At 64.3% G+C, this 24,639-nt stretch carries 25 protein-coding genes; 7 read left to right on the top strand and 18 right to left on the bottom strand.

What is annotated here, in order from left to right:
- Nucleotides 1–176: 176 nt before the first annotated feature.
- From ACFQE0_RS23410 to ACFQE0_RS23365, 10 genes are all read right to left on the bottom strand, one after another.
- On the bottom strand, nucleotides 177–1,154 hold the full coding sequence (locus ACFQE0_RS23410) for a 5'-methylthioadenosine/S-adenosylhomocysteine nucleosidase (RefSeq protein ID WP_378968780.1): 978 nt from the start codon (nucleotides 1,152–1,154) through the stop codon (nucleotides 177–179).
- 680 nt (nucleotides 1,155–1,834) lie between these two features.
- Entirely contained in the window at nucleotides 1,835–3,571 is a 1,737-nt protein-coding gene (locus ACFQE0_RS23405; RefSeq protein WP_378968778.1) for a patatin-like phospholipase family protein, read from the bottom strand.
- A complete protein-coding gene (locus ACFQE0_RS23400) occupies nucleotides 3,568–4,752 on the bottom strand; it encodes a DUF3095 domain-containing protein (RefSeq protein ID WP_378968775.1) in 1,185 nt (394 codons plus the stop codon). Before ACFQE0_RS23400 ends, ACFQE0_RS23405 begins: the two co-directional genes overlap by 4 nt.
- An 82-nt stretch (nucleotides 4,753–4,834) precedes the next feature.
- Nucleotides 4,835–5,134 carry a hypothetical protein gene (locus ACFQE0_RS23395; RefSeq protein ID WP_378973901.1) on the bottom strand — a complete coding sequence of 100 codons (300 nt, stop codon included), beginning with the start codon at nucleotides 5,132–5,134 and terminating at the stop codon, nucleotides 4,835–4,837.
- A gap of 504 nt (nucleotides 5,135–5,638) precedes the next feature.
- Nucleotides 5,639–6,892 carry a cytochrome P450 gene (locus tag ACFQE0_RS23390; RefSeq protein WP_378968771.1) on the bottom strand — a complete coding sequence of 418 codons (1,254 nt, stop codon included), beginning with the start codon at nucleotides 6,890–6,892 and terminating at the stop codon, nucleotides 5,639–5,641.
- Complete coding sequence (locus tag ACFQE0_RS23385; protein WP_378968769.1) at nucleotides 6,885–8,204, bottom strand: NAD(P)/FAD-dependent oxidoreductase; 1,320 nt, start codon at nucleotides 8,202–8,204, stop codon at nucleotides 6,885–6,887. Before ACFQE0_RS23385 ends, ACFQE0_RS23390 begins: the two co-directional genes overlap by 8 nt.
- Nucleotides 8,201–8,407: a ferredoxin gene (locus tag ACFQE0_RS23380; protein ID WP_378975379.1), complete on the bottom strand. Its 207-nt coding sequence runs from the start codon at nucleotides 8,405–8,407 to the stop codon at nucleotides 8,201–8,203. The genes ACFQE0_RS23385 and ACFQE0_RS23380 overlap by 4 nt, the downstream gene beginning before the upstream one ends.
- A gap of 62 nt (nucleotides 8,408–8,469) precedes the next feature.
- Nucleotides 8,470–8,658: a hypothetical protein gene (locus ACFQE0_RS23375; protein WP_378968767.1), complete on the bottom strand. Its 189-nt coding sequence runs from the start codon at nucleotides 8,656–8,658 to the stop codon at nucleotides 8,470–8,472.
- Nucleotides 8,655–9,944 (bottom strand): glycosyltransferase, encoded by a 1,290-nt coding sequence (locus ACFQE0_RS23370; RefSeq protein WP_378968764.1) that lies wholly within the window; start codon nucleotides 9,942–9,944, stop codon nucleotides 8,655–8,657. The genes ACFQE0_RS23375 and ACFQE0_RS23370 overlap by 4 nt, the downstream gene beginning before the upstream one ends.
- 735 nt (nucleotides 9,945–10,679) lie before the next feature.
- Nucleotides 10,680–12,053: an IS701 family transposase gene (locus tag ACFQE0_RS23365; RefSeq protein ID WP_378968762.1), complete on the bottom strand. Its 1,374-nt coding sequence runs from the start codon at nucleotides 12,051–12,053 to the stop codon at nucleotides 10,680–10,682.
- Nucleotides 12,054–12,331: 278 nt separating this feature from the next.
- On the opposite strand from ACFQE0_RS23365, the gene ACFQE0_RS23360 reads away from it, so the two are divergent.
- Both ACFQE0_RS23360 and ACFQE0_RS23355 read left to right on the top strand, forming a co-directional pair.
- Complete coding sequence (locus ACFQE0_RS23360; protein ID WP_378968760.1) at nucleotides 12,332–12,601, top strand: hypothetical protein; 270 nt, start codon at nucleotides 12,332–12,334, stop codon at nucleotides 12,599–12,601.
- Nucleotides 12,602–12,757: 156 nt separating this feature from the next.
- A complete protein-coding gene (locus tag ACFQE0_RS23355; protein ID WP_378968758.1) occupies nucleotides 12,758–13,684 on the top strand; it encodes a LysR family transcriptional regulator in 927 nt (308 codons plus the stop codon).
- A 30-nt stretch (nucleotides 13,685–13,714) separates the two neighbouring features.
- Here ACFQE0_RS23355 and ACFQE0_RS23350 read toward each other — a convergent pair whose 3' ends face one another.
- The 8 genes from ACFQE0_RS23350 to ACFQE0_RS23315 form a co-directional block, all read right to left on the bottom strand.
- Nucleotides 13,715–14,851, bottom strand: a complete 1,137-nt coding sequence (locus tag ACFQE0_RS23350; RefSeq protein WP_378973898.1) for an aminotransferase class I/II-fold pyridoxal phosphate-dependent enzyme — start codon at nucleotides 14,849–14,851, stop codon at nucleotides 13,715–13,717.
- On the bottom strand, nucleotides 14,848–15,318 hold the full coding sequence (locus tag ACFQE0_RS23345; RefSeq protein ID WP_378973895.1) for a glycosyltransferase family protein: 471 nt from the start codon (nucleotides 15,316–15,318) through the stop codon (nucleotides 14,848–14,850). The genes ACFQE0_RS23350 and ACFQE0_RS23345 overlap by 4 nt, the downstream gene beginning before the upstream one ends.
- Nucleotides 15,285–15,560, bottom strand: a complete 276-nt coding sequence (locus tag ACFQE0_RS23340) for a glycosyltransferase (RefSeq protein WP_378973893.1) — start codon at nucleotides 15,558–15,560, stop codon at nucleotides 15,285–15,287. Before ACFQE0_RS23340 ends, ACFQE0_RS23345 begins: the two co-directional genes overlap by 34 nt.
- Nucleotides 15,548–16,603: a radical SAM protein gene (locus ACFQE0_RS23335; RefSeq protein WP_378973891.1), complete on the bottom strand. Its 1,056-nt coding sequence runs from the start codon at nucleotides 16,601–16,603 to the stop codon at nucleotides 15,548–15,550. The genes ACFQE0_RS23340 and ACFQE0_RS23335 overlap by 13 nt, the downstream gene beginning before the upstream one ends.
- Nucleotides 16,603–17,946 carry an MptA/MptB family glycosyltransferase gene (locus ACFQE0_RS23330; RefSeq protein ID WP_378968745.1) on the bottom strand — a complete coding sequence of 448 codons (1,344 nt, stop codon included), beginning with the start codon at nucleotides 17,944–17,946 and terminating at the stop codon, nucleotides 16,603–16,605. The genes ACFQE0_RS23335 and ACFQE0_RS23330 overlap by 1 nt, the downstream gene beginning before the upstream one ends.
- Before the next feature lie 94 nt (nucleotides 17,947–18,040).
- The gene (locus tag ACFQE0_RS23325; protein WP_378973889.1) at nucleotides 18,041–18,709 is read right to left on the bottom strand and encodes a TIGR04282 family arsenosugar biosynthesis glycosyltransferase; all 669 of its coding nucleotides are present in this window, start codon (nucleotides 18,707–18,709) and stop codon (nucleotides 18,041–18,043) included.
- Entirely contained in the window at nucleotides 18,706–19,479 is a 774-nt protein-coding gene (locus tag ACFQE0_RS23320) for a molybdopterin-dependent oxidoreductase (protein ID WP_378973887.1), read from the bottom strand. The genes ACFQE0_RS23325 and ACFQE0_RS23320 overlap by 4 nt, the downstream gene beginning before the upstream one ends.
- Nucleotides 19,476–20,150 (bottom strand): cytochrome b/b6 domain-containing protein, encoded by a 675-nt coding sequence (locus ACFQE0_RS23315; protein ID WP_378968740.1) that lies wholly within the window; start codon nucleotides 20,148–20,150, stop codon nucleotides 19,476–19,478. The genes ACFQE0_RS23320 and ACFQE0_RS23315 overlap by 4 nt, the downstream gene beginning before the upstream one ends.
- A 205-nt stretch (nucleotides 20,151–20,355) precedes the next feature.
- Here ACFQE0_RS23315 and ACFQE0_RS23310 point away from each other — a divergent pair, with 205 nt between their 5' ends.
- The 5 genes from ACFQE0_RS23310 to ACFQE0_RS23290 all read left to right on the top strand — a co-directional run bounded on the left by ACFQE0_RS23310 (nucleotide 20,356) and on the right by ACFQE0_RS23290 (nucleotide 24,570).
- Nucleotides 20,356–20,793: a hypothetical protein gene (locus ACFQE0_RS23310; RefSeq protein WP_378968738.1), complete on the top strand. Its 438-nt coding sequence runs from the start codon at nucleotides 20,356–20,358 to the stop codon at nucleotides 20,791–20,793.
- Between the two features lie 73 nt (nucleotides 20,794–20,866).
- Nucleotides 20,867–21,571: a hypothetical protein gene (locus tag ACFQE0_RS23305; RefSeq protein WP_378968736.1), complete on the top strand. Its 705-nt coding sequence runs from the start codon at nucleotides 20,867–20,869 to the stop codon at nucleotides 21,569–21,571.
- A 347-nt stretch (nucleotides 21,572–21,918) separates the two neighbouring features.
- Nucleotides 21,919–22,419, top strand: a complete 501-nt coding sequence (locus ACFQE0_RS23300) for a hypothetical protein (RefSeq protein WP_378968733.1) — start codon at nucleotides 21,919–21,921, stop codon at nucleotides 22,417–22,419.
- Nucleotides 22,420–22,789: 370 nt separating this feature from the next.
- The gene (locus ACFQE0_RS23295) at nucleotides 22,790–23,428 is read left to right on the top strand and encodes a hypothetical protein (RefSeq protein WP_378973885.1); all 639 of its coding nucleotides are present in this window, start codon (nucleotides 22,790–22,792) and stop codon (nucleotides 23,426–23,428) included.
- The gene (locus ACFQE0_RS23290; protein ID WP_378968728.1) at nucleotides 23,428–24,570 is read left to right on the top strand and encodes a phospholipase effector Tle1 domain-containing protein; all 1,143 of its coding nucleotides are present in this window, start codon (nucleotides 23,428–23,430) and stop codon (nucleotides 24,568–24,570) included. Before ACFQE0_RS23295 ends, ACFQE0_RS23290 begins: the two co-directional genes overlap by 1 nt.
- The last annotated feature ends 69 nt before the right edge of the window (nucleotides 24,571–24,639 follow it).

Genomic DNA, 24,639 nt, shown 5'->3' with positions numbered 1-24,639 from the left:
GGGTTGCTGGGATTTGACGCCGTACCTGATTGCAGAGCAAGCTGCACGAAGGCAATCCGGAACGCATCTTCGCGGGTGCGGACGCGCCGCTTCCAGTCCAATTCGGTTGCCGCTGCGCTACGGAGCGCGACCCAAAAGCGGCTATGCATTCGGGACCGAGGACTGTCTCTAATCGGCTATCGTTCAGACCGCAGTTGTACGAGGAGCGCGCGCAGAACCGCCAAGGCGTTCCTAGATGCCAGGCTCTGGAAAGCCTCCATCTCGTTCGAGCCGGCATTCCCGCCAGCTAGGTCTGACAAGCTGCGGATCGATAGGAACGGCACCTTGTTCATGTAGGAGGTGTGCGCCACCGCAGCGGCCTCCATGTCGACGGCTTCGGCCTGAAAGGCGCGGCGCGTGAATTCACGGAAAGCGGCGTTGTCGACGAAGGCCGGCCCCGAGATGCCATTGCCGCCCACGATCACGCGGGGCTTCGATGGCAGGCATTTGCGGTCGGCCGTGCAGTTTTCCAGAGTCACGTCGGCCGACACCTTCCGAGCAGCGTCCAAAAGACGGGCATCCGCCGGGAACCACGTGTGAAGATCGGTTCCGCCCATAGGCTTCTGGATCCGCACGGGCTGCGGGAAGATCATCCCGAAGTGCTCGGTCTGCGGCACCGCGAAGTAGCTCGGCAAGGTGTATTGGCCATTCTGCTCCCGAGCGAACACGGAGTCCAGATATTCGCGCCATTGGGTCGGGACGACGACGTCACCGACGTGCAGATCGGGGTCGACCCCGCCCGAGATGCCCATCACGATGATGCCGTCGAGGTTGTAGTGGTCGATCGCGGTCTGTGTGGCTATGGCCGCGTTGACCTGGCTGATGCCGCTCTCGATGAGCACGACTGGCGTGCCCTCGATCCGCCCGAGGACGAAGGTCACACCAGCATACGTCGCATCTTGCCGGTCCGTGAGCGATGGCAACAGCGCCTGCCATTCCGGCTCGTAGGCGCACAGGATCGCCGTGCGCGAGCCGTGTCTGGCGCCTGTCTCGGCGCTGGCCGGCGCGAAAGTGGCGAGGGACGCCAGCATGAGCAGCGTCGCAGTCATGCTTCCGAGCGCGGCACGAATGCTCCGACGTTGGGCCACAGAGCCGGCGCTGATGTCATGTTTCATTTGGATCTTGGCTCCGTCCGGATTGAGAGCGTGAGGCCCGGTCGGCCACAGGCTTGGGGTGTGGCACGCGCTTCTCCCCGGCCATCGAGGTTCAATGCTGGCCTCAAGCTACAAAATGATTTCAGGCCGCGGCCGGCGGTCCAAGTCGTGAACCCTCAACAGCTGGCATGCTTTGGGCAAGGCGTCGTTGGGCCTCTGAGCGGATGAACGAGGATGGCGCCGCTTAATCTGACGGACGCGGAATGGCGCTGATCAAGACGGATCTGCCGACGGACGTACATGACGAGGATCGTGTGCACGACCGGCGGGGGCTCACGATCTTCCAGCGGCAAACCACGGACGTATCCTTAGGCCGACATCCCAGCGCACTACGGATCCGACACGACCTACGACAACCGGTCCCGGCGCTGACTGACGGCCAGGTGGCGGAACAGGGCCGTCATGGTGGGAAGGGCGGCGCCTACTGGTCGAGCGGCGGCCTCGGTGTTCGGGCGTTGGCGAGGGATGCCGATCCCATCAAGGTGAGGCCGACGAGGAACGGGCGGATGATGGTGATCATGACAGGTCTCCCATTGTCGATGCTTGGAGAAGTGGTCCAGGGCTGCGCGCTACCTGAGCGGCGGCCTATCGCGGTGAACCCGCACGATCACCATGCTCGGCAGTGACGGATAGTGACGGATTCACTCGCCAGGATCGGCCCAGGCCGCAAGTCGACCGGACGCGAGAGCGTCACGGGTACATTCCGCCCCGAGCGCGGCGATATTCTCGAAGCTGGACCAGGCGCGAAGGTCCACGCCGGCAAGGGCTGGTTTCAGCACGACGGTCGCCTGGCTGACCGCCATCATGCTCTGGGCGTCGCTCGAGACGGTTGCGGCCCTGAGGAGCAGAGGGGCGATCGCGGGCATCGCGTCGGGAGCACCGAGCCAGCGACGCAGGGTGCGGCCGCGCCAGGACCGCATCGGCATGGACTGGAACGCGAGGTCGCTCCCGACATCCACCGCGAGAACCCGGCCGCGCTTCAGGCGTGCCATTACGTCGGCGGGAAGATTGTTCATCATCCCGCCGTCGACGAGGACGCCCTCGGGCGAACAGACCGGCGGCAGGAGGCCCGGAATTGCGATGCTGGCGCGCAGGGCAGCCGCGACCTTGCCCGCGCGATGGATCATCGCGCTGCCGGTGGTCAGATTCGACGAAATGCAGAAGAACGGCAGCCACAGGTTCTCGATCGTGGCATTTCCGAACCGTTCGGCGAGCCCGGCATCGACCTTCGCACCACGCGTCAGGGCAAGATACGGCAGCGTGTAATCGTTGAGTGGGTTTCGCCCGACGAAGGACTCGATCGTGCGCTCGCGGATCTCAGCCAGGTTCCATCCCATGGCGACGCTTGCGGCGATGATCGCCCCCATGCTTGTGCCCCCGATCAGGTCGATCGTCAGGCCCGCCTCTTCGAGAACCTCGAGTACGCCGAGATGCGCCAGGCCACGCGCCCCGCCCCCGCCGAGGACGAGCCCACGCGCGCAGCCGCTGACGAGCCTCGCCAGACGGACCAAGTCGGGCGCACGCCCCTGGCGGACATGGATGGTGAGCGAGGCGGAAAGGGCTGCAATCTCCGGATGGAGCGGTCGTGGCAGGCGCGCCGCCTCATCCTGGCAGACGACGAGGTCCGTCTCCACCCAATCGGAACGGATGCGGGCCACGTATTCGGCCACCCCGGGTCGCGGCGGCGCACCGGCCGCGGCCAGCAGCAGGACGTGGTCGGCATGGCGCAGGCAGAGCTGGCACCAGGGGCAGTCGATCTGCTGGGCGACGAAGATCGTACGGGCATGCGCCGCCTCGAAGGCGTGAAACCACGCCTCGTCCGCCTCGGCCGGCCAGTCCGCGAGGCATCCGGTCGTGCCGGGCAGAACGGCATCGAGCGCTTCGGCGAGGCGATGACCGAACCCGGTCGTGGCAGGGCCTTCCGTCACGGCCAGTACCGCGAAGGTGCGCGGCCGGTCGTCCAGGGGCCTGCCCTCGTAAACGCTTCGCAAGCGCTCGACGAGCAGACGGCTGAAGTAGAGCAGCGTCTCCGGATGCTGCGCGATGATTCGTTCGAAGGCCGGCCGCGCTAGGTACAGAACATGGCTGTCGCGCAGGGCGGTCGCGGTCGCGGAGCGCGGCGCGGAGGAGAGCAGGGCCATTTCCCCGACGGTCTCGGGCGGGTTGAGGCGGGCGATCCGCTTCAGGGTGCCGGTGTGCGGATCGCGCATCGAGATCCCAACGCATCCCGAGACCAGCGTATACAGCCCGTCGCCTGCATCGCCCTCATCGAAGAGCGTGGCTCCGCCGGGGATTGCGAGGGACACCATGTTGGCGGCGACGGCCTCCGAGATTGCGGGGTCCAAACCAGCGAGAAACGGGATGTCGCGAAGGCTCATGCCAGGTCGGCCTTCAGCTGCTGCGCGGCTCGTGCATAGCCACCGTCGGCTCCGTCGACAAAATGTACGTGGCCCGCGCTCATCACCGAGGGGCTGATGCAGGTCACCACGGCCGAATCCTGTCGGGTCAGGCCGAACCGGAGCAGGCCTGCTGCCCGGGCGGCGGTAAGCTGCGCTTCGATCGCATCAGCGGTCGCGTGGGGGCAGGCGATGGTCAGGCGAAGGCCGTCGTCGAACTTTCGAAAATCGGCGTTGGCTGCGAGATGGCGGCGGTAGGTGCGTGGTGAGAATCCGCCGAGTGGCAGGCCGATCCGGAACACGGCATAGGCGAGGCAGGCCCGGACGAAGACGGCAACGCGCCGGAGGATGCGCGATCCGGCAAGGGGGCCCGCCGCGGCGGCCTCCGCCTCGATGCCCGACCAGGGCGGGCGCATCGATGGTCCCTGTGGCGGCAGCGGCCGCCCCGCGGCCGGGCTCGCCTCCACCGCGGACAACACTGCCGCGAGGGTCTCTCGGACTCGGACGCGATCTGCACCCTGCCTCGGGACGACGATCAGCGAGAGAACGACCCCGTCCTTCACCGCAAGGGGCTCGAAGCGGCAGGATAATCCGGTGAGATCCGGCCGCGGTCCGTCGGCTGTGGGTTCCAGGGTGTAGTCGCCCCGCTTCATCAGCGTGTCGGCGAGAGTCAGACCACCGCCCGTGAACATCGCGTAGTCGGCATGTTCGGACGCGGAGTAGCGGGCTACCCGCAGGTCCATTCCAGCGGCCCGCAGGGCTGCGACGGGGATCAAGGCCGTACGCAAGTCGAGCTTGAGTTCTGCGCGGACCCAAGCCGCCGTGGCGGCGAGCGCTGTGCCAACCGCCGCGCGATCTGACGGTGCCACGAGAATACTCGCGCCGTCGCCTCCGAAGGCGAAGCCGAAAGGAACACCCTTCAGCGCATTCCGGACCGCAGCAATCACGGCCGCGCCGGCGAAATTCACGGCGCGGTAGCGCCCCTGCGCGATCGCACCGGTCGAATCGACCACGTCGCAGAGACCGACCGCCCAGTCGTTCGGCACAGGCGCGTACCGGCTCTCGTCGAGGACGTCGGCAAAGTACCGCAAATGTGGCAGGGACGCGTAGGAAAATGGAGGGTCGCCCTCTCCGATGCCCCGAAGGCTCACGTGCTGGCGCATCGCCCGCCACCCCCAGGAAGCTCCGGTCGCCGCCTCCTCCATCTGTCGAACGCGGAAGGCACGAGCCCGGAGCCGCGACGAACTATCGGGTCGAACCTTTGGTGCCGCCGAACATCATCTCCGAGTCGTCGGCATAAGGCGAGAAATTCTTCACTTTCTCCACCGGGAGCAGGACCATCATTTTTCCATTCGGTGCTTTGACGACGTTGAATTTGCGGCCGTTCCTGTCGGATGCGACGGCGACGGACGCTTCCATCTTCTCGAACGGTGTCAGCTCGAATTTCGAGCCGTAGGCATCGATCGATCCGTAGGTTTGAGCCAGAACCGGGGATCCTCCCGTCACGATGACTGAGAACCCCATCGCGAGTGCCGTGCGCTTCATGTCTCACATCCTTAGGAAGAGTTGTGACCTCGAAAGGGCAAGCCGCTCACGCATCGGATTGACGCCGAGGCGACCTGCCCCGCTTCGCGGTAGCGGTTCGATGGCTAGTCCGTACAATGCCGAGTTGGTATCGTGGCGATCAGATTCCCTGCAGATACCAATCCCGATTCAAATCACCGAATCGGAAATCAACCAACTCTACAAAGGCAAGATCGCTGCAGACACCGGGTCGGGCTTCTATGCCTTGCTCTGCGTGCTTGCCCCGGGATGAGGACTCAGTCGCCCTTCCGCTGAGACGTCAGGCTGGTCCTATTCATGGGCAAAATTGCCTTGCGGCGAACGCCGGCGGATCGGCGTTTCCAGACCACAACCATGCCTGTCCGCGTCGGCTTGCAATCATTCATCAGGGGCGCCTCGAACGCGTTCGCTGCGCCCTGAGGCAGCTTGGATTGAGGCATATCGGGCAACCCGTGCCCAGGAGACGCTTTTCACCGAAGCACCTCCTCAGGAAATCCCTACCGCAATCCCTCCAATTCGGATGCCGAGGGTCTCGGGACCGCGCAGGGACGCACCGGGACGATACGGAGGCGGATCGGCCAAGAGCCGCGGAGCGACGAGGCGGCGGCAGAGGGCCACCAGGGCGATCTCGGCCTCGATCCGCGCGAGCGGCGCACCCATGCAATAGTGCAACCCGCCGCCAAAACCGAAGTGCTGGTTGTCCTCACGATCCGGGTCGAAACGGTCCGGTTCCCTGAAGCGGTCCGGGTCTCGGTTCGCGGCGGCGAAGAGCAGGATGACCGGCGCGCCCTTCGGGATGGTGCGTCCCGCGATCTCGATCGCCCCGAGGGCCTTTCGGGTCCGGAAATGTACGGGTGGCTCGTAGCGGAGAAGTTCCTCGATGACACGCGGCGCGCGCTCGGGATCGGCGCGGAGGCGCTCCAGTTCTCGGGGGTGGCGGAGCAGGGTCAACATGCCGTTGGTGATCAGGTTCACCGTGGTCTCGTGGCCCGCCACCAGCAACAGGATCGCCGTCGAGATCAGATCGAAATCACCCATCACCGGCTTGCCGGAGGGACCCGGTGCGGCGAGTGCGCTGAGCATGTCGGCCGTTGGCCGTCGCCGCTTCTCGCGGATCAGGGCGCGCATGTAGCCGGAGATCGCGTCGAAGGCCGCGACCGTCCGGTGCCGGCTGGCCTCGTCGTGGCGGGCATCGGGCTCCAGAGCGGTTGCCAGTTGCGTCGCCCAGGCCTGAAACTGGGGCTCGTCCGCCTCCGGTACGCCGAGCATGTCGCAGATCACCGAGACCGGGAGCGGATAGGACAGATCCTCCACGAGGCAGACCTCCTCGCGCCCTTGGCATGCGTCGATGAGGGCGTCCACGTCCCGGACGACGCGCTGCTTCAGGCCCTGCACCCGGGCCACCGAGAACTCGCGCATCACGGCGTGGCGCAGGGTGTCGTGATCGGGCGGATCGCGGAAGATCAGCGGGCGATGGGCCGTGGCGATGCGGTCCTTGATCGGATTGAGGAACCAATCCTTGAGTGGGTTGCCGGTACGCGGTCGGTGGGAGGGCGGCAGGTCCTCGGAACTGAGGCGTGGATCGAAGATCAGGCTGCGGATGGCCGCATGCGTGCTCACCACGATGCTGCCGTCGCGCTGAAGCGCGACAGGATTCTCGCGAAGCCGCGCGTAGATCGGATAGGGATCGGCCCGGTTGGCGGGGTCGAGCACCTCGGAAAACAGCGTGTCCTCAGCCATGGCGTGCCTCGATGGGATGCGAATCGGCACGCGGCGGCGGGAAGGCGGGTGCCCTGGAGAGGAGTTCGCCCTGGTCGCTCGCATCGCGGATCGGTGGAAATGCCTGGCCGGCCTCGATCGCCTCGGCATAGGCGGGAAGCCACCGCGCCTGATCGAACGACACGGCACCGATGCTGCGGCCGGCGCGACCGTAGACAGCGAGAAAGCGATGCGACGAGCGCGAACCCTGCACGATCGCGACCGAGTCCGCACCTTCCGTCAGGCCCACGGCCTTGATGTTGATGCCGAACTGGCTCGACCAGAAAGCCGGCAGGTGCCGGTAGGCCTTCTGGTCCTCGGCGGGCGCCAGCATGTTGCGGGCGGCGTGCGCGGATTGCGCGACGGCGTTGCCCCAGTGCTCCACAGCCATCAACCGGCCGCCGTAGAGGGGGTTCGGCCAGCGCGCCACGTCTCCGGCCGCGTATATGTCCGGACATGGCGTCCCATCCGTGGTGAGGACCCGGCAGGCGCCGTCGCAGGTCACGCCGCGGGAATCGGCCATCAGCCCCGCGCCCGAAAGCCATTCGGTGGCCCGCGTCGCGCCGAGCGCCACGATCACGAGGTCGGCCTCCACCACGTTCCGGTCCGCGAGATGGGCACGAACGACCCGACCCGCCGGATCGCCCTCGAAGCGAAGAACTTGTGCGCCTGGGCGAAAGGCCACGCCGGCATCCCTCAGGCAATCCGCGATCACGCCGCCGACCCAGGTGCCCAGCGAGCGGGCGAGCGGCGTCGGGTTGGGATCGACCAGCGTGACGGGCAGTCCGAGATCGCGGCAGCAGGACGCCGCCTCGCAACCGATCAGACCAGCGCCGACGATGAGGACGCGGCGGGGCCCCTCGGCCAACGCGGTTCGCAGGCGGGCGGCATCGTCCCGGCCGCGCAACGTGAAGATCCCGGCCAACCCGCCACCGGAGGGTACGGGCCAGGGGCGCGCCTGCGCGCCGGTGGCGACGAGCAGGCGCTCGTAGGCGAGCACCGCCCCATCAGCGAGGCGGATCCGGTGCGCATCGCGCTCAAGGGCGACGGCTCCATGCCCCAGGCGCCAGTCGGCCTCAAGGGCGAAGAGTTCCGGCAACGCGGTGGCGTCCGGTGTCAACGCGCCCGACAGCACGTGCTTCGACAGCGGGGGGCGGTCGTAGGGACGATGTGGTTCGTCGCCGACGATCGTCAGCCGTCCGGCGTAGCCGTTGCGGCGCAGGGCCTCCGCGCCCCGGAGGCCGGCGAGTGAGGCGCCGACGACGACGAAGCCGGCCGACTCCGCTGTGCTCACGGTGCTTCTCCGAAGTCGACCTGAAGACTGATGGCGCGGACGGGGCAGGCCTGGACGGCCCGTTCGATCTCACCTCGTCGCGCGCGCGGCGGAGCAGGATCGTAGAACAGGATTTCGTGACCCCGAACTTCGAAGGCCCCGGGTGCCGCGTAGCAGCATTGCGCGTAGCCTTGGCATCGGTTGAGGTCGACCACGACCCGCAGGGGAGCGGGCTGGCCGGGCGTCGCATCGGCGACATGCGTCATGGGTCGTGCCTCGCTCATCGTTAGATACCGATGAAGGGATCGGTGTGATCGTCCGCCTGCGGAACCAGGCGGGCGACGGAAGTCCAAGGCAGGCGCGTAGTGCTGACCAGAACCAGAGCGGCAATGAAGCCGACCACTCGCGGCGCGCGCAGCGCCCATGGCCGGTTCGTATCGGCTCCGAGATCACTGACGAACGTGAGCGCGCTCATGCGACGGCCTCCTCGACCGCGGCGTGCACCCCAACTACCTCGTCGATCGCGTCGAGGATCTGCCGGCTCGAATCCAGCCCCTGGAAGTCGCGCGCTAGGGCTGCGGCGCGGGCTCGGAAGCGGGGACTCCCGAGAACCGTGTCGATCGCCGTGCGAAGGGCGCCCTGCGTCGGGGTGTTGGTCGCGAGATTGAGGCCCGCTCCTGCCCAGCCGATGCGGGCACCGACTTCGGCCTTGTCCTCGGTGAGCCCCGCGGAGACGATGGGCACACCGACCGCCAGGGCCTGCGAGACGCTGCCATAGCCGCCGTTGGTGACGAGAAGGTTGATCTGCGGAAGGAGAGCGTCGAACGGCAGGAACGAGGCCGCGCGAGCGTTGCCGGGCAGCGGCATCTCGAGGGCTTCGACCGGGCGCCCTCCTGTCGTGACGACGACAAGGAGATCGTCGCGGTCGGCGAGGGCAGCCAGGGTCGGCTCGATCAACTCGCCGAAATCCGCGTTTGCCAACGTGCCCTGTGTGACCAGGACGACGGGCTTGGCGGGATCGCGCGCATGCCACCAATCGGGCAGCGGGGCTTCAGACTTGGGCGCCGGGAGCAGACCGACGAAGCGGAGATTGAGCGGCAGTCGTCCGAAATCATACTCGAAGGCTGGAACGGTTGGTTGGAGGAACAGGTCCGGCAGGACGGCGATCGAGTGCGGGAGCGAGGCCGGCAGGGAGGAGGCTCCCAGGCGCGCAAGCTGCGTGTCCGTAGCAGAGCGGACGGGATCTGCGAACGCCGCGTCCATGCCGACCTTCAGAAGGGCATAGTGGGTGCGCTCGGCCTCGGTCCGCGCCGGCGGGAGACCGAGGCCGACGGGCGCTTGGTCCGGCCGATCAAGGAACAGGAAGCTCACGTTCAGGACGATGATTGGTGGACGTCGGTCAGACGCGAGCAGCAGCGGCAGAACCCCGAGCATCATGCTTCCGGCGATGATGACGTCGGGTTCCTCCGCGGCGATCAGTGTCCGCAACACCCCGGTCTGCAGAGGAATGGGATCGATGAAGCGGCGGGCGAACTCGATGCGGTAGCGCTCCGGGCCCGCTGGCAGGGCCGTCTCCCGATACTCGGCGGCGTCGCCGTCGTCGTACGGCGCGAACCGGAGGCCGGATGCTTCGATCTTCGTCCGGAACCGCTCGGCGGTCATCACGACGACATCATCCCCTCGCGCAGTGAGCCGCCGGCCGACGGCGAGAAGGGGATTGATATGCCCGGTCAGGGCCGTGGCTGCGATCAGCACCTTCATGGCGAAACGTCCTCGGTTCACCTGTTGCAATGCTGGGTTCTCGCGATTGGACATCGAATGGTTACGCCGGCGCTGTTTCGTGCGTGCGCCTCCGCACCCTGTTCCGCCCTCTTGCTCGGACGCGGTCTAATGCCGGCCTTCGCCAGTCATCATGCGCGCGACGACATCCGGCGCGGTTTGCGACGAGGCCTCTTCACACCGTGGGACCGGGTGGATCCATCGGTCGGGCATCGAAGGCTGAGGCAACGACTGGCGCTGTCACGTTCGACTGCCCAAGTGCCGGCATCGGAACGTTCATCGCGACAATCGGCGGCGTGCCACGTTCGAGTTTCCCATAAATGTATCGATCCTCGTTCAGTGGGTCATGAGATCTCCAGCTTAGCCATTGCGCAGGCTCGATGCTCATGCCTTTTAAGCATCGAAATCATAGGCGTTGCTTATTTTGAGCCGTCCCCTGCCAAAGGCGCGATAGTGTCGGCTGTGGCATCCGGAACGATCAAGGACGTGCGCAAAAGAGCAGTGGCCCACCGAGTGGTGGGTTCAGAATCGTGTATGCCCCGACCACGATCTTTGTTGCATGGAGCAACGATTCCCGTGCCCGGGGCGACACTCGTATGCCGCTGCAAATTAGCGACACAATCCGCCTTCTTGCTTGGGCGTGCCCAGATCCGTGCAGTGGCGAGCGATCGTGCATGGTGTGAATAAGCGCTTTTCCTATGCGCTTCGACCAGGGACTTAGCTCGACTTTGGCCATTCATGCGGCGTGGCAGAGCGCATAGAGCCAGGGTGCAGGCAATCGGAAGGGGTGTTTTGTTCGAGCGCGTCGGCGCGGTGATGTTGCCAAAGTCCTCTCGCGCCAGATCGCACAGCGCACGGCGGCGAGCGCATCGGCAAAAGTCGGGCGCGGTTTTGGGTACCACGCGGCGGCTGCGATGCGTCGCCGTTGGCGGGCCGGGAGCCGTGCAGCCAGCAGTGTGATGATCGAGAACAGGGCGAGTAGGCAGGGCGTGGTGCGGGCAATCGCCTTGTCGGACCACTGCCGCTCTCGTCTCGACGCCGAGGTGGGCGCGCACTTCCTGGAACGTGACCTCGACGTTCCCGCGCTGCACGAACCATCCTACGATCTGCGCGGGCTCGCGCATCGGATAGGTGCAGAGCAGGGCCTGGGGCGGGAAGCGCGCCTCGGGATCGCGGATGAGTACGAGAGCGGATCGGTACGACGGGCAGGCCCCCGTGCCGCCACACTGCGGTGTCCGGGGCGATCTCGATCGTGCGCTCACCTGCTCCGTACCGGCCCGGCACCACAACTGCGTGCCAGCGCGTGTCCTTGGACGCGAGGGTTGCGGCTGGCGTCGGCAGCCGTGCGCCTTTGGTGCGCGGGCGTCCGATCGTGCCGCGCAACCGCGGCGGAGCGGGGTCGTAGAGGGCTGCGTCGAGCCGTAGGCGGGTGATCGCTGTTATGCGGGCACGGCGCATCGCGTCGAGGAACAGCAGGGCCGAGAAGCCGCCATCACCGACTAGCACGAGGTCGCGCCCCGGTAGCCAGCGGCGGGCCTGGAGGGCGAGTTGACGTCCGACGTCGAGCAACGGCTTGTGCCGACGGCCTCGTTCGCGACAGGCACGCTCGGACGGCACCAGCGCGGTCAGGAACGGCAGCGCCCAGACGCGCCCCGCCCAAGGGAGTGGGGCGAGCAGCATCAGGCTCATCCAGCGCAGCCCGCTCGCCTTGACGAAATGGCTGTTGGAGGAGCGAACCGGATCTCGGTAGAGGCCCTTGGCGGTGATCCGCTTGCCGCGGCGGCGCTCGCTCGTGTCGTCCAGTCCCAGGACCACGGGGCCGCGTTGCGCGAACGCGTTGACTAAGAGACCGAGCAGGATGCGGCTGCCAGTGCGCGGGCACCACGCTGCCCGATCGAGGACGCGGTGGACGTTCACGAACCGTCGCTCCTGCGCACGGCCCATGATCCGCAGGACGCTGGTCACCGTGCGCCGACCGAGGGTGAGGATCGCGCCGATCAGTAGAACCTGAGCGTGTCGCCACGAGCGATGGACGAACAGCGGCGCGAACGCCAGGATGAGTTCGGCGAAGCGGGCGGGCAGATCAGGCATCAGGTGTTTCTTGGTCGGGACGCCCCGAACCTACCCGTCATGTCCGCTTCGTCACCCCACCCCTCAACCGCCCGTCAAATTGGCCAAAGTCGAGCTTAGATCGCCGAGAGTACGCATGCGCTTACGACCACTTCGCCGCCCTCTGATCACGGCGCCGGGGCCAGCGGCGTGACGCGGAAGCAACCGCCCAGAGGTGCGAGACCGCACGGCCTTCGCGTTCGTCGCGTAACGCGTGGCCCCCACCTGCGAATTCCCGGCAGATTCCCAGGAGACATGCCATGATCGCCGTTCGTCGCGCCGCGCTACTTGCCGCCGCCCTGACCCACGCGACGGCCTTCGCCCTGTTCGTCGGTCCGGCCTCCGCGAAACAGCCCGGGCCCTTGCCGGTTCCGGCGGCTTCAATCCTGTTCCGTCATATGGTCGCCGATCAAGCGACAAAGGTCTCCGGTGCCGTTCTGAACACCCGTCCGGTGTTCGGAATGGTTCGGGCACCAGCCGACAGGCGCCTCGACCGAGTTGTGCGCGCGGCCGTATGCACCGGCTGCTGAGATCGTTTACGGATAACGGCCCCAATTCGCCGCTTCTTTGCCTTACGCCCGCTAAGGCCGCAGAAATCGCGATATCCGCCAACGTTCCAATCGCTCCCGCGCGGGAAGCTCTGCCGGAGCCGGCTGGCGAAGGCGAGATCACGGAAGGTCAGGGAAATGGAATTTCACGAGATCCGCTACTTTCTGGCGGTCGGTGAGACGCGCAACTTCACCAAAGCCGCAGCCGCCTGCCGCATCACCCAGCCCGCGCTGACGCGCGCGATTCGCAAGCTCGAGGAGGAGCTCGGCGGGATGCTGGTGTCGCGTGAGCGAGGCAACATCCATCTCACCGATCTCGGCCGCCTCCTCGAGCCGAGCCTGCGGGAGATGATCGTCCAGGCGGGAGAGGCGAAGCGCACTGCCGAGAGCTTCCTGAGCCTGACCGGTGCACCGATCCGGCTCGGGGTGATGTGCACCGTCGGACCGGTCCGGTTCACTGGCTTCCTGAATGAGTTCCGCGTCTCGCATCCCGGCATCGAGCTGACGCTGATCGAGGGGATGTCATCCGAGCTCAAGGATCTCCTGCGCAGCGGCGACCTCGATGTCGCCGTCATTTCCGATCCCGACGGATTCGAGCCGCCGCTCCTTGCGAGGGTGCTCTACGAGGAGCCCTTCGTTCTTGCCTGCGGACCGACCCATGCCTTCGCCGCACGGAAGGCGGTCACGCCGGAGGACCTGGAGGGCGAGATCTACCTCCAGCGCATCCATTGCGAGTACCGGGACCGCCTCGCGCAGATGCTGGCCGACCGCGGCATCACCATCCGGCGCGCTCATCGTAGCGAGCGCGAGGACTGGATCCAGAGCATGGTGGCGGCCGGCATGGGCGTCTGCTTCCTGCCGTCGTTTTCGGCGACGGTCCCCGGCCTCGTGCAGTTGCCCGTCGTCGACCCTGGAATCTCGCGCGAGGTCTGCATCGTCACGATCGCCCAGCGACGTCCGTCGCCGCCGATGGCGGCCCTGCTCTCGGCACTCGACCGCTACGTCTGGACGAACGACCGAATGGAGCCGGACAGGCTCGGCGCGGGCGAGCTGCCACACATCTGAAGGCGGTTCGCGGGTCGGCCAAAAGTCACGCTACTGCACAGCCACGAAGAGGTATCGATCCAGCGCATCGAAAGCCGGAACCGCCCCGAGACGGCCGAGGCCGATGCGCAGGTGATCTGTCGGGACCTGTCCCAGCCGCGAGCGCCACAGGCTCGCCGGCAGGACGAGGATATCGGCCCGGCCGGCGAGATCGTTGGCAAAGCGGTCAGCGCCTTCGGTTCCGAGATAGCGTGGGAAGGCGAAGGCGAGGTTGTGCGAGGCATCCGCCCCGAAGGTTTCCGGATGCTGGGCAATCAGGGCATCGAGGCGTGCGCGGCTCCGCTCACCCACGGAGCGGCTGCGGGCAAGGATGCGGTCCTCCGCGCGGAGGGCCACCTGGGCCAGGATCTCGCTCGCCGCGGACAGGCAGCTCGACATGCGGTTCTTGGCATTGAGGGCGGCGGCCAGGAGCCGCCGATCGCGGCACGCGATCCAGCCGACGCGGAGCCCCGCGAGCCCATACCCCTTCGACAGGCTGTCGATGGAGATGCCGCGCTCGTAGAGGTCGGCGACCGCAGGGGTTGCACCAAGCCCGTGCGAGCGGTCCAGGGTATGCCGATAGACCTCGTCGCTGACGAGCCAGAGGCCGCGGCGGCGACAGAGCGCGACGAGATCGTCCATGGTCGCCGCGTCGAGGGTCGCGCCGGTGGGGCTGTTCGGCATGTTCATCAGGACGAGCTTTGTCTGCGGCCGGAGCGCGGCTTCGACCGCGCCGACATCGAGGCACCAGCCATCGGTCGCGCGGAGCGCGACGCCCGTGGCGGTGCAGAGCGCGGTGACAGCCTCCTCGGAGGGCTGGTAGATCGGGAGCACGACCACCGCATGGTCGTGCGGAGTCAAAAGCGCTGCCACCACCGCGGCGAGTGCCTCCTGCGCCCCAGCACAGCAGACCACGTCGTCGGCCGCCAGCCGCTCATGACGAGCCGCCACGGTGTGCCGCAGCCACTCCGCCCCGCGCGGGTCGAGGTAGCCGAAGCCGAGCTCGTGCCAGCGCTCGAGATCGTCCTGCCCCGCCAGATCGAGGAGGTCGGAGAGGGTCGTCGTCTCGGAATCCGAGGAGGCGAGGTCGTGCCGGACCGAGGGGACCCACCGGCTCAGGAAGTTTGCCAGGGCGAAGGGCTCTCTCACGGTCGCGCCACCCCGTGGGGCGGTGCCGGCGTCGCGGCCACGCGCAGGAACGTCGTGACGATCTTGGTCCCGGCCCGAATCGTTCCCTTGACCGAGCCCGCGACCTTGGAGTCGCCGGCCATCCGGCAGCGATAGGGCAGCGGCACTTCCTCGATACGCAGGCCTGCCCGAGCCGCCTGCATCTGCATCTCGATGTTCCAGCCGTAGGTCATCTCGCGCAGGGCCAGCCCCTGCAACGCGCTGCGCTCGATGGCGCGAAAGGCGCACATGTCGCTGTAGCGCGCGCCGTAGAGCGCGCCGATGCCGAAGCCCGCCAGCCGACCAGCCAGAACCTGGTGCCAGAGCATGGCGCCGGGCTCTCGATCTCCACGTGTGCGGGAGGCGAGGACGAAATCCCGTGCGCCGTGCAGCACCGGGCCGGCGATCGTCGCGATCAGGTCGCCACGATCGGCGCCGTCGCCATCCATGAAGACGATGACGCGGCTCGCCGGATCGGCGGCAGCGACACCGCGGGCACAGGCACGGCCGTAGCCGCGTCCTCCGTCGATGACCCGCGCCCCGCTTCGCGGGCGATGCGGGCGGTGCCGTCTTGGCTGCCGCTGTCGGCGACGATGATGTCGCCGGCATAGGCTGCTGGGATCTCGCGGATGACGCTGCCGATCGAGCCGGCCTCGTTCAGCGTGGGAATGACGACGCTTACAGGCTCCATCGCATCCCGCAATTCTGGCAGGGCGCGGGCGGCGCGCTCGAGAGGAGCGAGGTGCGGAAGTCGCGATAGGCCGGGCTGTTCCAGATCTCGCGCAGGCTCTGCTGGGTGGCGTCGCCCAGCGTGTAGTTGCTGTAGCCGCGCACCGAGAAGGGGGCGATGCAGCAGGGCAAGGCCCGGCCATGAGCGGTGAAGTACATCAGCGACCACGGCCTTCGGCAGGTCGCCCAGGGCTGGTCCTCGCTCTGGCGCTTCAGGCTCATGCCGGGCTCGGTGGCACCGGAGGCGTCGAGGCTGACGCCGAGGTCACGTCCGAGAGCCTGCGCCGCCTCGATCGCCGCCAGTTCCTCGCCTTGCGTCGACTCGAACAGCGACAGGTCGGCGCGGGCCATGCCGTACCCGACCTCGTCGAAGACGAGGCGCTGGAGATGGACGTCGGTGACGCCCATCGTGGCGGCGAGGCGGACGAAGGCAGGGAGCTGGTCCACCGTCTCCTTCATGCCGGTCAGCCACAGCGACACAGCGGGAGTCGCAGCTCCGACCTGCTTCTTGAAGGCGATGAATTTGCCGACATCGCGCACGATGCGGTCGAAGAAGTCCTTGCCGCGCACCTTCGCGTAGGACTTGCGGTCTGCCGCATCGAGGGAGACGCGCAACTCGTCGAGGCCCGTATCGATGAGCTCCTGGAAGCGTTTGGGCTGCATCAGGGTGCCGTTCGTATTGAACAACACGTAGGTTCCACGGTCCTTGAGGTAGCGGATCATCCGCTGCAGGTCCGCGACCAGCATCGGCTCGCCGACCCCATGCAGGACCACGCGGGCGACATTCGGAACCTGGTCGACGATGCGGGTAAACAGCTCCCAGCTCATGTCGGCCGGCGGCTCGAGTTCCTCGAACGTGCGCGGGCAGGTCTCGCAGAGGAGATTGCAGCGGTTCGTCACCTCCAGGTAGAGGCAGACCGGCGCGCTCTCCGTAGCGCCGGAACGTTCTCGACCGACCTCCTCGAAGTAGCGGCGGGGGTCCTTGATCGCAGCGGAGGCTGACATCAGCGCGGTCCTTCCGGGCTTGGAACTGGGGTGACGGCGCGGGCCTGGAGCAGGCCGCGAAGGGCGAGCGCGAGCGCGGGCACGAAGACGAGGCTTGGCCAGAGAAACCGCTCGTTGAAGGGGTCGACGTAGAACAGGACCGGCGCGGCCGAGAGCCAGACCACCGCCGGAATCGGCGCGACGACCGCCGGCAGGGCAAGCCAGGCGTAGTACCAGGCATAATGGGGGTTCGCCGCCGCGGTGGTGCAGGTTACGAGGATCGCGGTGTCCCGGCACAGGGCGATGGTCGCGGCCGGCCCCCGCAAGGCCGGCCTGCGAGCGATCCAGAAGGCCAGGGCCCCGAGCAGGATCGCGGCGCAGATCAGGTAGATCCGTCCCGCTCCGTCCGGCAGGGGCACGAGATGGGACATGCCGGACAGCAGCCAGAACCCCTTGCCGGAGCGATAGCCCTCCTCGTCACCATAGGCGGAGAGGAAGCCGAGGACGCCTGAGCCCACCGAGAGGTAGGGTGCGTATAGGAGGACGATGACGAGGAGGCCGGCCAGCACCGGTTTCCAGAACCGCCCGCCGCGCAACAGGGCGGGGGCCGCGGCCACCGGCAGGAACTTGACTAGAATAGCCGCCGCCAGCATCGCGCCGGCAAGGCCTTCTCGTGCCCGCGCCCGGCACAGGAGCGCCACGGCCAGCAGACCAATGGCGATTGCGTCGACATGGCCGTCGCAGGCGAAGGACCAGAGCGCGAGGGGATTCCACGCATAGAGCAGGACGCGTTCCCGAGGGAGCCGTGCCAGCGCCAGCACTCGGAGGAGGCAGAGGACGGCCAAGGCCTCGAAGCAGACCATGGCGACCTTCATTCCGAGCACTGTCGGCGTGATCACGCCGACGAGGGCGAACACGGCCTGGGCCGCCGGCGGGTAGATCGTCAGCGCGTAGGTCGCGCGGTTGATCCAGGGAAACACCGCCGGGTCGCGCAGATGCGCGAGTGCCGGATCGACGGGCAGGTAGCGGTAGGGATTGATGCCGGCGGCCTGGACCTGGCCGTCCCAGACATAGCGGTAGATGTCGCTCGACAGGAACGGCAGCGAGGGCAGCAGCGCCGCGCGTAGGGCGAATGCGATGCCGATGATGATCCAAAAGGCCTGAGGCGGGAGAATGGTCCGCAGCACGAGCCGTACGGCGACGAAATAGACGGCGACGCCTAGGGCCAGCACGGCGACGAAGATATTTGCCCGCTCCGGTGAGCCGACGGTGTCGGCGCCGGGCACGTGCAGCATCAGCGCACCGAGCATGATGAGGGCGAGCAGAAGACCGAGGCCGGTCAGACGTGCCAGCGGCGAGGTCATGCGAGGGCCACGAGCTCTGCGAGACCCCCGGTTCGTTCAAGTTCGCCCAGGACCGCCCGTGTGGCCGGAGCCGCGTAGCCGTCGGTCTCGGCGATCAGGACGGACAGGGACGGCGCGTCATCGACATCGTACCAAGGATCGAGCCGATCAAGGGGAGGCCGATCCCGCGCGCCCGCTCCCGTGTCGCCTCGGCGACCGAAGCCGTGCTCCAGGCGATGTCGGCGAACATCTCGGCATGCGCCGCCTTCAGCCCGAGGATGTAGTAGCCGCCATCGTCAGAAGCTCCCAGCACCGCCCGATCGCCTGGGGCGAGAAGGTGCTCGGCCGCTTCGATCAGGAGGCGCGTCGGCAGGGTCGGGATGTCGGAACTGAGTACGCAGGCCGCCGCGTGGCCGCGCTCCAGCATGCCCTTGATTGCGTGAAGCAGGCAGCGGCCGAATCCCTGAACGTCCCCGGGCATCGGGGCTGTGCCGTCGGCAAGAACGAGGCCAGTTTTGGCACCGACATGGGCTGCGATCAAGGCCTCCGTCCCGCGCGGCGCATAGGCGGCGTAGGCGGCGATTGGCGCGGATCGCGATGCGTCCGCGATGTTGGCGGCGGTGTCCCGGAGGAAAGCTCCGCTGAGCGCGGCGGCCTCGTCCGGAGTCAGCGGCGGGCACAGGCGGGTCTTGGAGCGGCCGGCCTGGGGCGCCTTCGCCATGATGCCGATGGCGCAGGTCGGAGAGCGCGTGCCGTCGGCCGCGGGGCGGTCGGCGGCGCTCACAGGCCGCTATGCCAGTTGAAGCCGCGGCTCTCCCAATAGCCGGCCTGGTAGACGTTACCGACCTCAATCGCGGTGATCCATTTCGGGTTCTTGAAGCCAAGCTTCGTCGACGTGCGCAGGCGTAAGGGGTAGCCGAACGGGTCGGGCAACGTCTCACGGGCGTACTTGGTCGCGAGCAGCGTCTGCGGGTGCAGAGCGGTCGCCATGTCGATGCTGCTCGGATAGTCGTCGGCGGTCCTGAAGGACACGTACTTGGCCTTCAGGTCGGCACCGATCCGCTCAAGGAACGTCCGCATGGGCACGCCCGACCATTGGCCGATATAGTCCCAGCCCTCGACGCAGATGTGCCGGACGATGATCTCCTTCTCCGGCAATGCCGCGATGTCCTGACTCGTCCAGGGACGCTTGTTCTCGACGAGGCCCGCGACTTCGAGGCGCCAGGTCTCGCCGTTCACCGGGCGCAGCTCCTCGATCGGATAATAGGCGTTGAAGCGCGGCGGCTTGAGCACCTGGCTCTCGGGATATTCGGGAGCGAGCTTGTTTGGATCGAACAAGGCGGCCTGGACGCCGTCGTTGAGGGTCGAGACCGCTCGCAAGGCCTTGCCGATGGCGCTGGAATCGCCGACGTCGCAGCCCGTCAGCATCGTCAGCGCCCCTAGCGAAAGGCCGCCCCGCAGTAGACCGCGCCGCTCCAGTGAACGGATTTCCGGACGGTGGTCGTCGAGGATCCGCGGGTTCGGGAGCGTTTGGGGACGGAACAGCGACCTCATCGATGCTCTCCAAGGGTGGGGTTCCGGAGGCGGGACGGGGCGAGGCGCGGACCGCCGCTGAGCATCGCCCAGATTGTTTGGGGCACGAGGAGGGCCAGAGTGACATGCACCAGCAGGAAGCCGACGATGACGGCCATGCCGAGGAAGTGCGCCAGGCGCGCACCCTGGAAGCCGCCGAACAGGTCGACGAGCCAGGAGAACTGGACCGGCTTCCACACTGCCAGACCGGTGATCACCTGCGTCACCCCGGCGATCATGACGACGAGGTAGAGGATCTTCTGGACCGCGTTGTAGACGGTGAGATCGTCGTGCGAGATCTGGAAGCGCAGCGTCTCGCGCACGGTCTGGATCAAGTCGGCGATACGGATCGGGAAAAGCCGCTCGCGAAACCGTCCGGTGACGAAGCCGTAGACCAGGTAGGCGACGCCGTTCAGGGCCAGCACCCACATCCCGGCGAAATGCCAGAGTAGGCTCTCGGCCGCCCAGCTGCCCAGCCGGATTGGCTGCGGGAAGTACAGCGATCCGAAGATCACCGAGTCGTTGTAGATGCCCCAGCCCGATCCGATCATCACGATCATCGCGACCGCGTTGATCCAGTGCATGATCCGCACCGGCCAGGGATGCAGCCGTTTTCCGCCAGAGGCGAAGTGATGGGAGATTGTCACGCTCATAACCACCTTTTCGTCGTGAAAACGCGGTTCGTTACCATGCGAGCTGAAATAAGAATGATGACATTTTGTAATCGTGAAGATGCACAAATATTATCGTTGTTGGGGCCTCGTCACATCTTGCTAAAACAAGCTGGTCTGGCCGATCATGAAGCCCCTTCGGTGCCAAGACCGACGCTTGTGCGCCGCGCGCCGACGGAGCATCCCCATGACCCTTCGCCTATCCGTGATCGCCCTGACTGCACTGGTCTCGACCGCCATCGTCTCCGAAGCGGCCGTCGCCACCTCGACGCTCACGGACAAGTCCGCCCGCCGCTACCCGCAGCCGGTCCGGGTCGGCGACCTCATCGGTCGTCAGGTGCTAGAGCCGGTTCCAGCTCAGCACGTGCTCGGACGCGTGGCATCGGTTGATCAGAACGCGCGAGGCGGAGTCGACATCGTCGTTCGGTTCGGAGGATTTCTCGGCTTCGGCACGAGGCTGATCGCCGTGCCCGTCGAGGCCGTCGCGCTCCTCGGTGAGCATCTCGCCGTGCTGGACTTCACGCCGGAGCAGCTGCGCGAATTCCCGACCGCGGATGAGGCCGCCGAGCGTGCCCTCGCGCCCGACAGGAGCATCCGCGTTGGGCTGACCAAGCCGTTTCACTAGCCGGACGGTCCGATCGGTAACGCGGCTGAGGAAGTCGCGGGTGAGCTGGGCGCCCTCGCCGGCGTCAGGCTGCATGGACCTGGGGCAGGTCCGCCTCTTGGAGGACGAGGCCGCGGCGGACCCGTCGCTGAAGGAGTTCGTGCGGGACATGCGGACCAGGCTGGCGCCGGGCAAGTTGGCCCGGCACGAGGTGCTCCGGCAGGTTTTCGACGTCTACGGGGAGGCCCTGGTCTGTCGCCTGCTCTGGGAGCGGCTCGGGGGCCGCCTGAGGATCACCAAGATCCCGGAGACGTCCGAGCCCGGCCCGGACTTCGCGTGCGAACTCGATGTCGTCCGGCAGGGGCGGACGGTGACGCTCTACTTCTACCTGGAGGTCAAGTCGCGCGACATCGTCACGGCGCCGCAACGGCTCCCCGAGATGATGATGGAAGCGCTGGAGGTCGAGATCGAGCTGGAGCGCCAGGTCGGCGAGGGCAGGCGCATCGCGATGGCCGAGGGTGTCATCGAACCCTACCGGCCGGTCGGCGACGCCCCTGACTACGACCCCCGGTCCGTCCGGTCGCCCATCGAGGCCATCGCCGGGAAGGCTGCGGGCAACTTCAAGGGCGCCCAGTTCCGGCGCGGACCGACCTTCGCCCTGGCGAACCTGCTTCGGCTACCGCTACCCCAGCCTACGCCCACCTCAACCGGCTATTCGCGTATGGGGAGATGTTCACACTTGCGAAGGCAACAATTACCCAAGCGGGTAAGCCGCTCACAACACGCGAGATCGCACTAGCGATTATCCAAGCGAAGCGCTGGGATGAACGGGATATGATGCTTCGGAAGGCAGTGGCTTACCGCCTAATTCAGTCCCTAACGACAGCATGCCGCCAAGGGCGAATTGGGGATGCCGGCAAGCGAGCTAATGTGCGCGTATGGCGACTGCCCTAGGGCATCTATGTTCCGGCGATATCAGAGGCCGAAAGCCTCGCTTCCACAAAAACACCAAAGTCGGCGGCGTCGACCAGAGGCGAAAAATTCAAACTCGCAATTGACAATTAACGATTGACTCTGTCGGATGCAGCCCCACATGCCAACCTGCTTAGCAGCTGAACCGCTGACTCGTCGACCCATTGGACTGTTATGCTAGTCACGCCTTCGAACCACGGCACCATCACCAAACGCGTCAACGCCTTGAGCGCGGATGCGCTTTTTTCATTAACTGATATCGACGAGTTACTGGAGCTACGTAAAGGCAAAGCTCGATCGCACGTAGGCTCCGACGAAACCTTCTTCCCGACCAAGGAAAAGGGCAGCAGGAACAAAAAACAATATTCAATCGGAGTTCTTAAGCGCTACGTCCTGCTCCTCGCTCTTACTGACGGCATAAACGACACGTTTTTCAAATTCCCAGATGCTAAAAAACGAATTCAATCCATCGGGACAGATAAAGCTTGGGAAGCTTTTTGTGAAAGCAACATTGCATTGCTACAACTATGTCTGATCGCTTCAATGCCTGCTCAAACAAATAGTGCAAATGACCAAAGTGACGCACCGGTCGTTCAAACCGAACCATCGGCCAATCCGTCCGTCTCTACTGGCGATGTAATAAATATCTCACAGTCGTTTAGAAAAAGAACGTGAGGCTGGCCATGGGCGGAACGTTTCCACACAGATTTAGTGAAATCAAAGTTTTTACCACTAGTCGAGATCTTAACTTATTTTTCCATGCCATTAACTCGCGTTAGTCAAATGCCAAATTTCCTATTATCATATTTACGTCTCTTGAAGGCAGTCAGATCGCTTCCAAGCGCTGAAGCTTTGGAGCAACGCATTAAAGAGCTGCACGAAGCACGCTCTATTGATGTAACGAAGCGATTTTCGCGTGGTAACGTATCTCTTCAAGCGGGCCAGTACATAACTGCGACAGAACTAGATGAATGTTACGGCGGAATTGCTCCATGGCGGGCTCATTAAAACTCACGCGCAGCTAACATAATCAAAGAGACGGTTAGTGAATATTCTTGAATTTGACAATCGTCTTGAGGCAATCCTGGTACGGTGGGACAATGTTGAGGCCTCTATTAAATCGGCCGAGTTATTTCAAGGCAAGGTAACGGTTCCCGCAATCAACGAGCTTAGGTATGCTGGTCGCCAGATTATTAGAGCGATAAGCCAAAGTAGAAATTTAGCAGACAGAGATGTATATGATAAAGCTCTATATAATGCTGAGCAGTGCTTGACCAATGCGGATCATGATATTGCCGACTCCTTGGTTATGTTTATTGGAAGACGAATTGACGATTTAAATGCGCGATTTGGCGGCCTTTCGATTGAGCGAGCATATCCACCATACAGAGAGTTGCGTTCTGCTATTAGAGAATGCCAAAAAAAGATTGAACAAGCCAGAAAAGATAGCGAAAAACGGCACGAGCTATATGAGTCACTGAAGAAGAATTACCTGCCAAGATTGATGGCCGGTTATAAAGATTTATTCGACGCTGAGCTTTTTATGGCTGTAGAAGTAGAAAAATACAAATCGGAAATCACGAAACAAAAGCTAACAATTTATACTCTGGCGGGGGCTTTATTGCTCGCATCTGTGCTTGCGCTCACCCTAGTTGCTTATATCTTTTATATCAAGTTTCAATAATGACAAATATTATTGTCATTATTGATGGGACAACGAACTCTGCTGCGCGTGGCAAGCGGCAATATTTTACAAATGCATTCTGCATAGCAGAAGCTTGTATTTTAGGCGGGCGATCTGTCGGCGATGAGCCCGTTGTACTTTATTACCCGGGCCCTGCAAATCGAGATGTATACGGCAAGGTACTGAATGCAGCCACGGGCGCCGAAATGGAGGCCTTGGTTCGCGAAGTATACCTAGCTTTATGTCTCAATCTAAATTCGATGGAACATGATAAGATATATATATTTGGCTATTCTCGAGGCGCTATAGTTGCAAAAGCGTTGATATCGATGATTGATGCCTCTGGTATACTTCAAAGATCTCAAATAGAATATCTTGATAGGGCCTACCAGTACTATATGAACCGCCTGGATATAGACAGGCTGTTCCTGGTAGACAGAATACGAAAGATGCCTATAGAATTTGTGGGATTATATGATCCTGTAATGGGTCCAGAGAATTACAGAATTAGTATTCGAATAGACGACAACGTGAGTAGCCTTGTGCGGCACGCCGTTGAGATATTTGCTCTCAACGAGAGGAGAGATAGTTTCATCCCAAATATATGGTTCGCGTCAAATTCCAATTACGATCCATTTCAGAGCATCGCAGAAGAAGACTCAATCAATCTGCCTGTCAATCTCGAACAGATTTGGGTACCTGGATGCCATGGCGACGTCGCTGACTTTACGACGAATAGTCTTATAACTGACATTGTGCTCTTAACAATGTTCCAGCGCATAAGGCTGCGAAGCCAGTTGGTTATCTGTCAATCTTATATCGACTCTGTTTTCAAGAGAACGATTTCACAATCAAGGAAACCAAGTATATACGATAAGAGTAAATTAGGCTGGAGGGCGGATCGCCTAATACCACAAAATGGAATTTCCGAGATCCATCCACTCTGCCTTCAATTTGAGAATAACTACATCATTCGTAACGGATCGAAAAAAATGTACTCGTTAGGTCCTAGCGCTGATGCTAATAACGGAAGTTTTTTCAAAGAATTCGATTTTTCTTTGAATGGTATCGTAACAAGTACAAATCCGACCCCGGAAGCTGACATAGCTATGTCAGTACAAAATGCGCTTAACAGTGTATGATGATTTGGGTTAGTCGCTGAGCTTTCCTGCGTAGCAAGCCTCTCCTCCTGCAAAGTCGTCGAGGCGCAA

It is taken from the genome of Methylobacterium komagatae (genome assembly GCF_042661665.1).
In the GTDB taxonomy this organism is placed as follows: domain Bacteria; phylum Pseudomonadota; class Alphaproteobacteria; order Rhizobiales; family Beijerinckiaceae; genus Methylobacterium; species Methylobacterium komagatae.
This window is presented reverse-complemented; position numbering and strand designations above follow the sequence as displayed.

What these genes read in the sequence shown, in the direction of transcription:
- ACFQE0_RS23345 (WP_378973895.1), bottom strand. Translation starts at nt 15,318, where the DNA reads ATGGATGGCGACGGCGCCGATCGTGGCGACCTGATCGCGACGATCGCC.
- ACFQE0_RS23290 (WP_378968728.1), top strand. Translation starts at nt 23,428, where the DNA reads ATGACAAATATTATTGTCATTATTGATGGGACAACGAACTCTGCTGCG.
- ACFQE0_RS23335 (WP_378973891.1), bottom strand. Translation starts at nt 16,603, where the DNA reads ATGTCAGCCTCCGCTGCGATCAAGGACCCCCGCCGCTACTTCGAGGAG.
- ACFQE0_RS23400 (WP_378968775.1), bottom strand. Translation starts at nt 4,752, where the DNA reads ATGCGCCAGCACGTGAGCCTTCGGGGCATCGGAGAGGGCGACCCTCCA.
- ACFQE0_RS23340 (WP_378973893.1), bottom strand. Translation starts at nt 15,560, where the DNA reads ATGGAGCCTGTAAGCGTCGTCATTCCCACGCTGAACGAGGCCGGCTCG.
- ACFQE0_RS23320 (WP_378973887.1), bottom strand. Translation starts at nt 19,479, where the DNA reads ATGAGGTCGCTGTTCCGTCCCCAAACGCTCCCGAACCCGCGGATCCTC.
- ACFQE0_RS23365 (WP_378968762.1), bottom strand. Translation starts at nt 12,053, where the DNA reads ATGCCTGATCTGCCCGCCCGCTTCGCCGAACTCATCCTGGCGTTCGCG.
- ACFQE0_RS23375 (WP_378968767.1), bottom strand. Translation starts at nt 8,658, where the DNA reads ATGAGCGCGCTCACGTTCGTCAGTGATCTCGGAGCCGATACGAACCGG.
- ACFQE0_RS23315 (WP_378968740.1), bottom strand. Translation starts at nt 20,150, where the DNA reads ATGAGCGTGACAATCTCCCATCACTTCGCCTCTGGCGGAAAACGGCTG.
- ACFQE0_RS23310 (WP_378968738.1), top strand. Translation starts at nt 20,356, where the DNA reads ATGACCCTTCGCCTATCCGTGATCGCCCTGACTGCACTGGTCTCGACC.
- ACFQE0_RS23395 (WP_378973901.1), bottom strand. Translation starts at nt 5,134, where the DNA reads ATGAAGCGCACGGCACTCGCGATGGGGTTCTCAGTCATCGTGACGGGA.
- ACFQE0_RS23370 (WP_378968764.1), bottom strand. Translation starts at nt 9,944, where the DNA reads ATGAAGGTGCTGATCGCAGCCACGGCCCTGACCGGGCATATCAATCCC.
- ACFQE0_RS23405 (WP_378968778.1), bottom strand. Translation starts at nt 3,571, where the DNA reads ATGAGCCTTCGCGACATCCCGTTTCTCGCTGGTTTGGACCCCGCAATC.
- ACFQE0_RS23300 (WP_378968733.1), top strand. Translation starts at nt 21,919, where the DNA reads ATGCTAGTCACGCCTTCGAACCACGGCACCATCACCAAACGCGTCAAC.
- ACFQE0_RS23305 (WP_378968736.1), top strand. Translation starts at nt 20,867, where the DNA reads ATGGACCTGGGGCAGGTCCGCCTCTTGGAGGACGAGGCCGCGGCGGAC.
- ACFQE0_RS23390 (WP_378968771.1), bottom strand. Translation starts at nt 6,892, where the DNA reads ATGGCTGAGGACACGCTGTTTTCCGAGGTGCTCGACCCCGCCAACCGG.
- ACFQE0_RS23360 (WP_378968760.1), top strand. Translation starts at nt 12,332, where the DNA reads ATGATCGCCGTTCGTCGCGCCGCGCTACTTGCCGCCGCCCTGACCCAC.
- ACFQE0_RS23330 (WP_378968745.1), bottom strand. Translation starts at nt 17,946, where the DNA reads ATGACCTCGCCGCTGGCACGTCTGACCGGCCTCGGTCTTCTGCTCGCC.
- ACFQE0_RS23355 (WP_378968758.1), top strand. Translation starts at nt 12,758, where the DNA reads ATGGAATTTCACGAGATCCGCTACTTTCTGGCGGTCGGTGAGACGCGC.
- ACFQE0_RS23410 (WP_378968780.1), bottom strand. Translation starts at nt 1,154, where the DNA reads ATGAAACATGACATCAGCGCCGGCTCTGTGGCCCAACGTCGGAGCATT.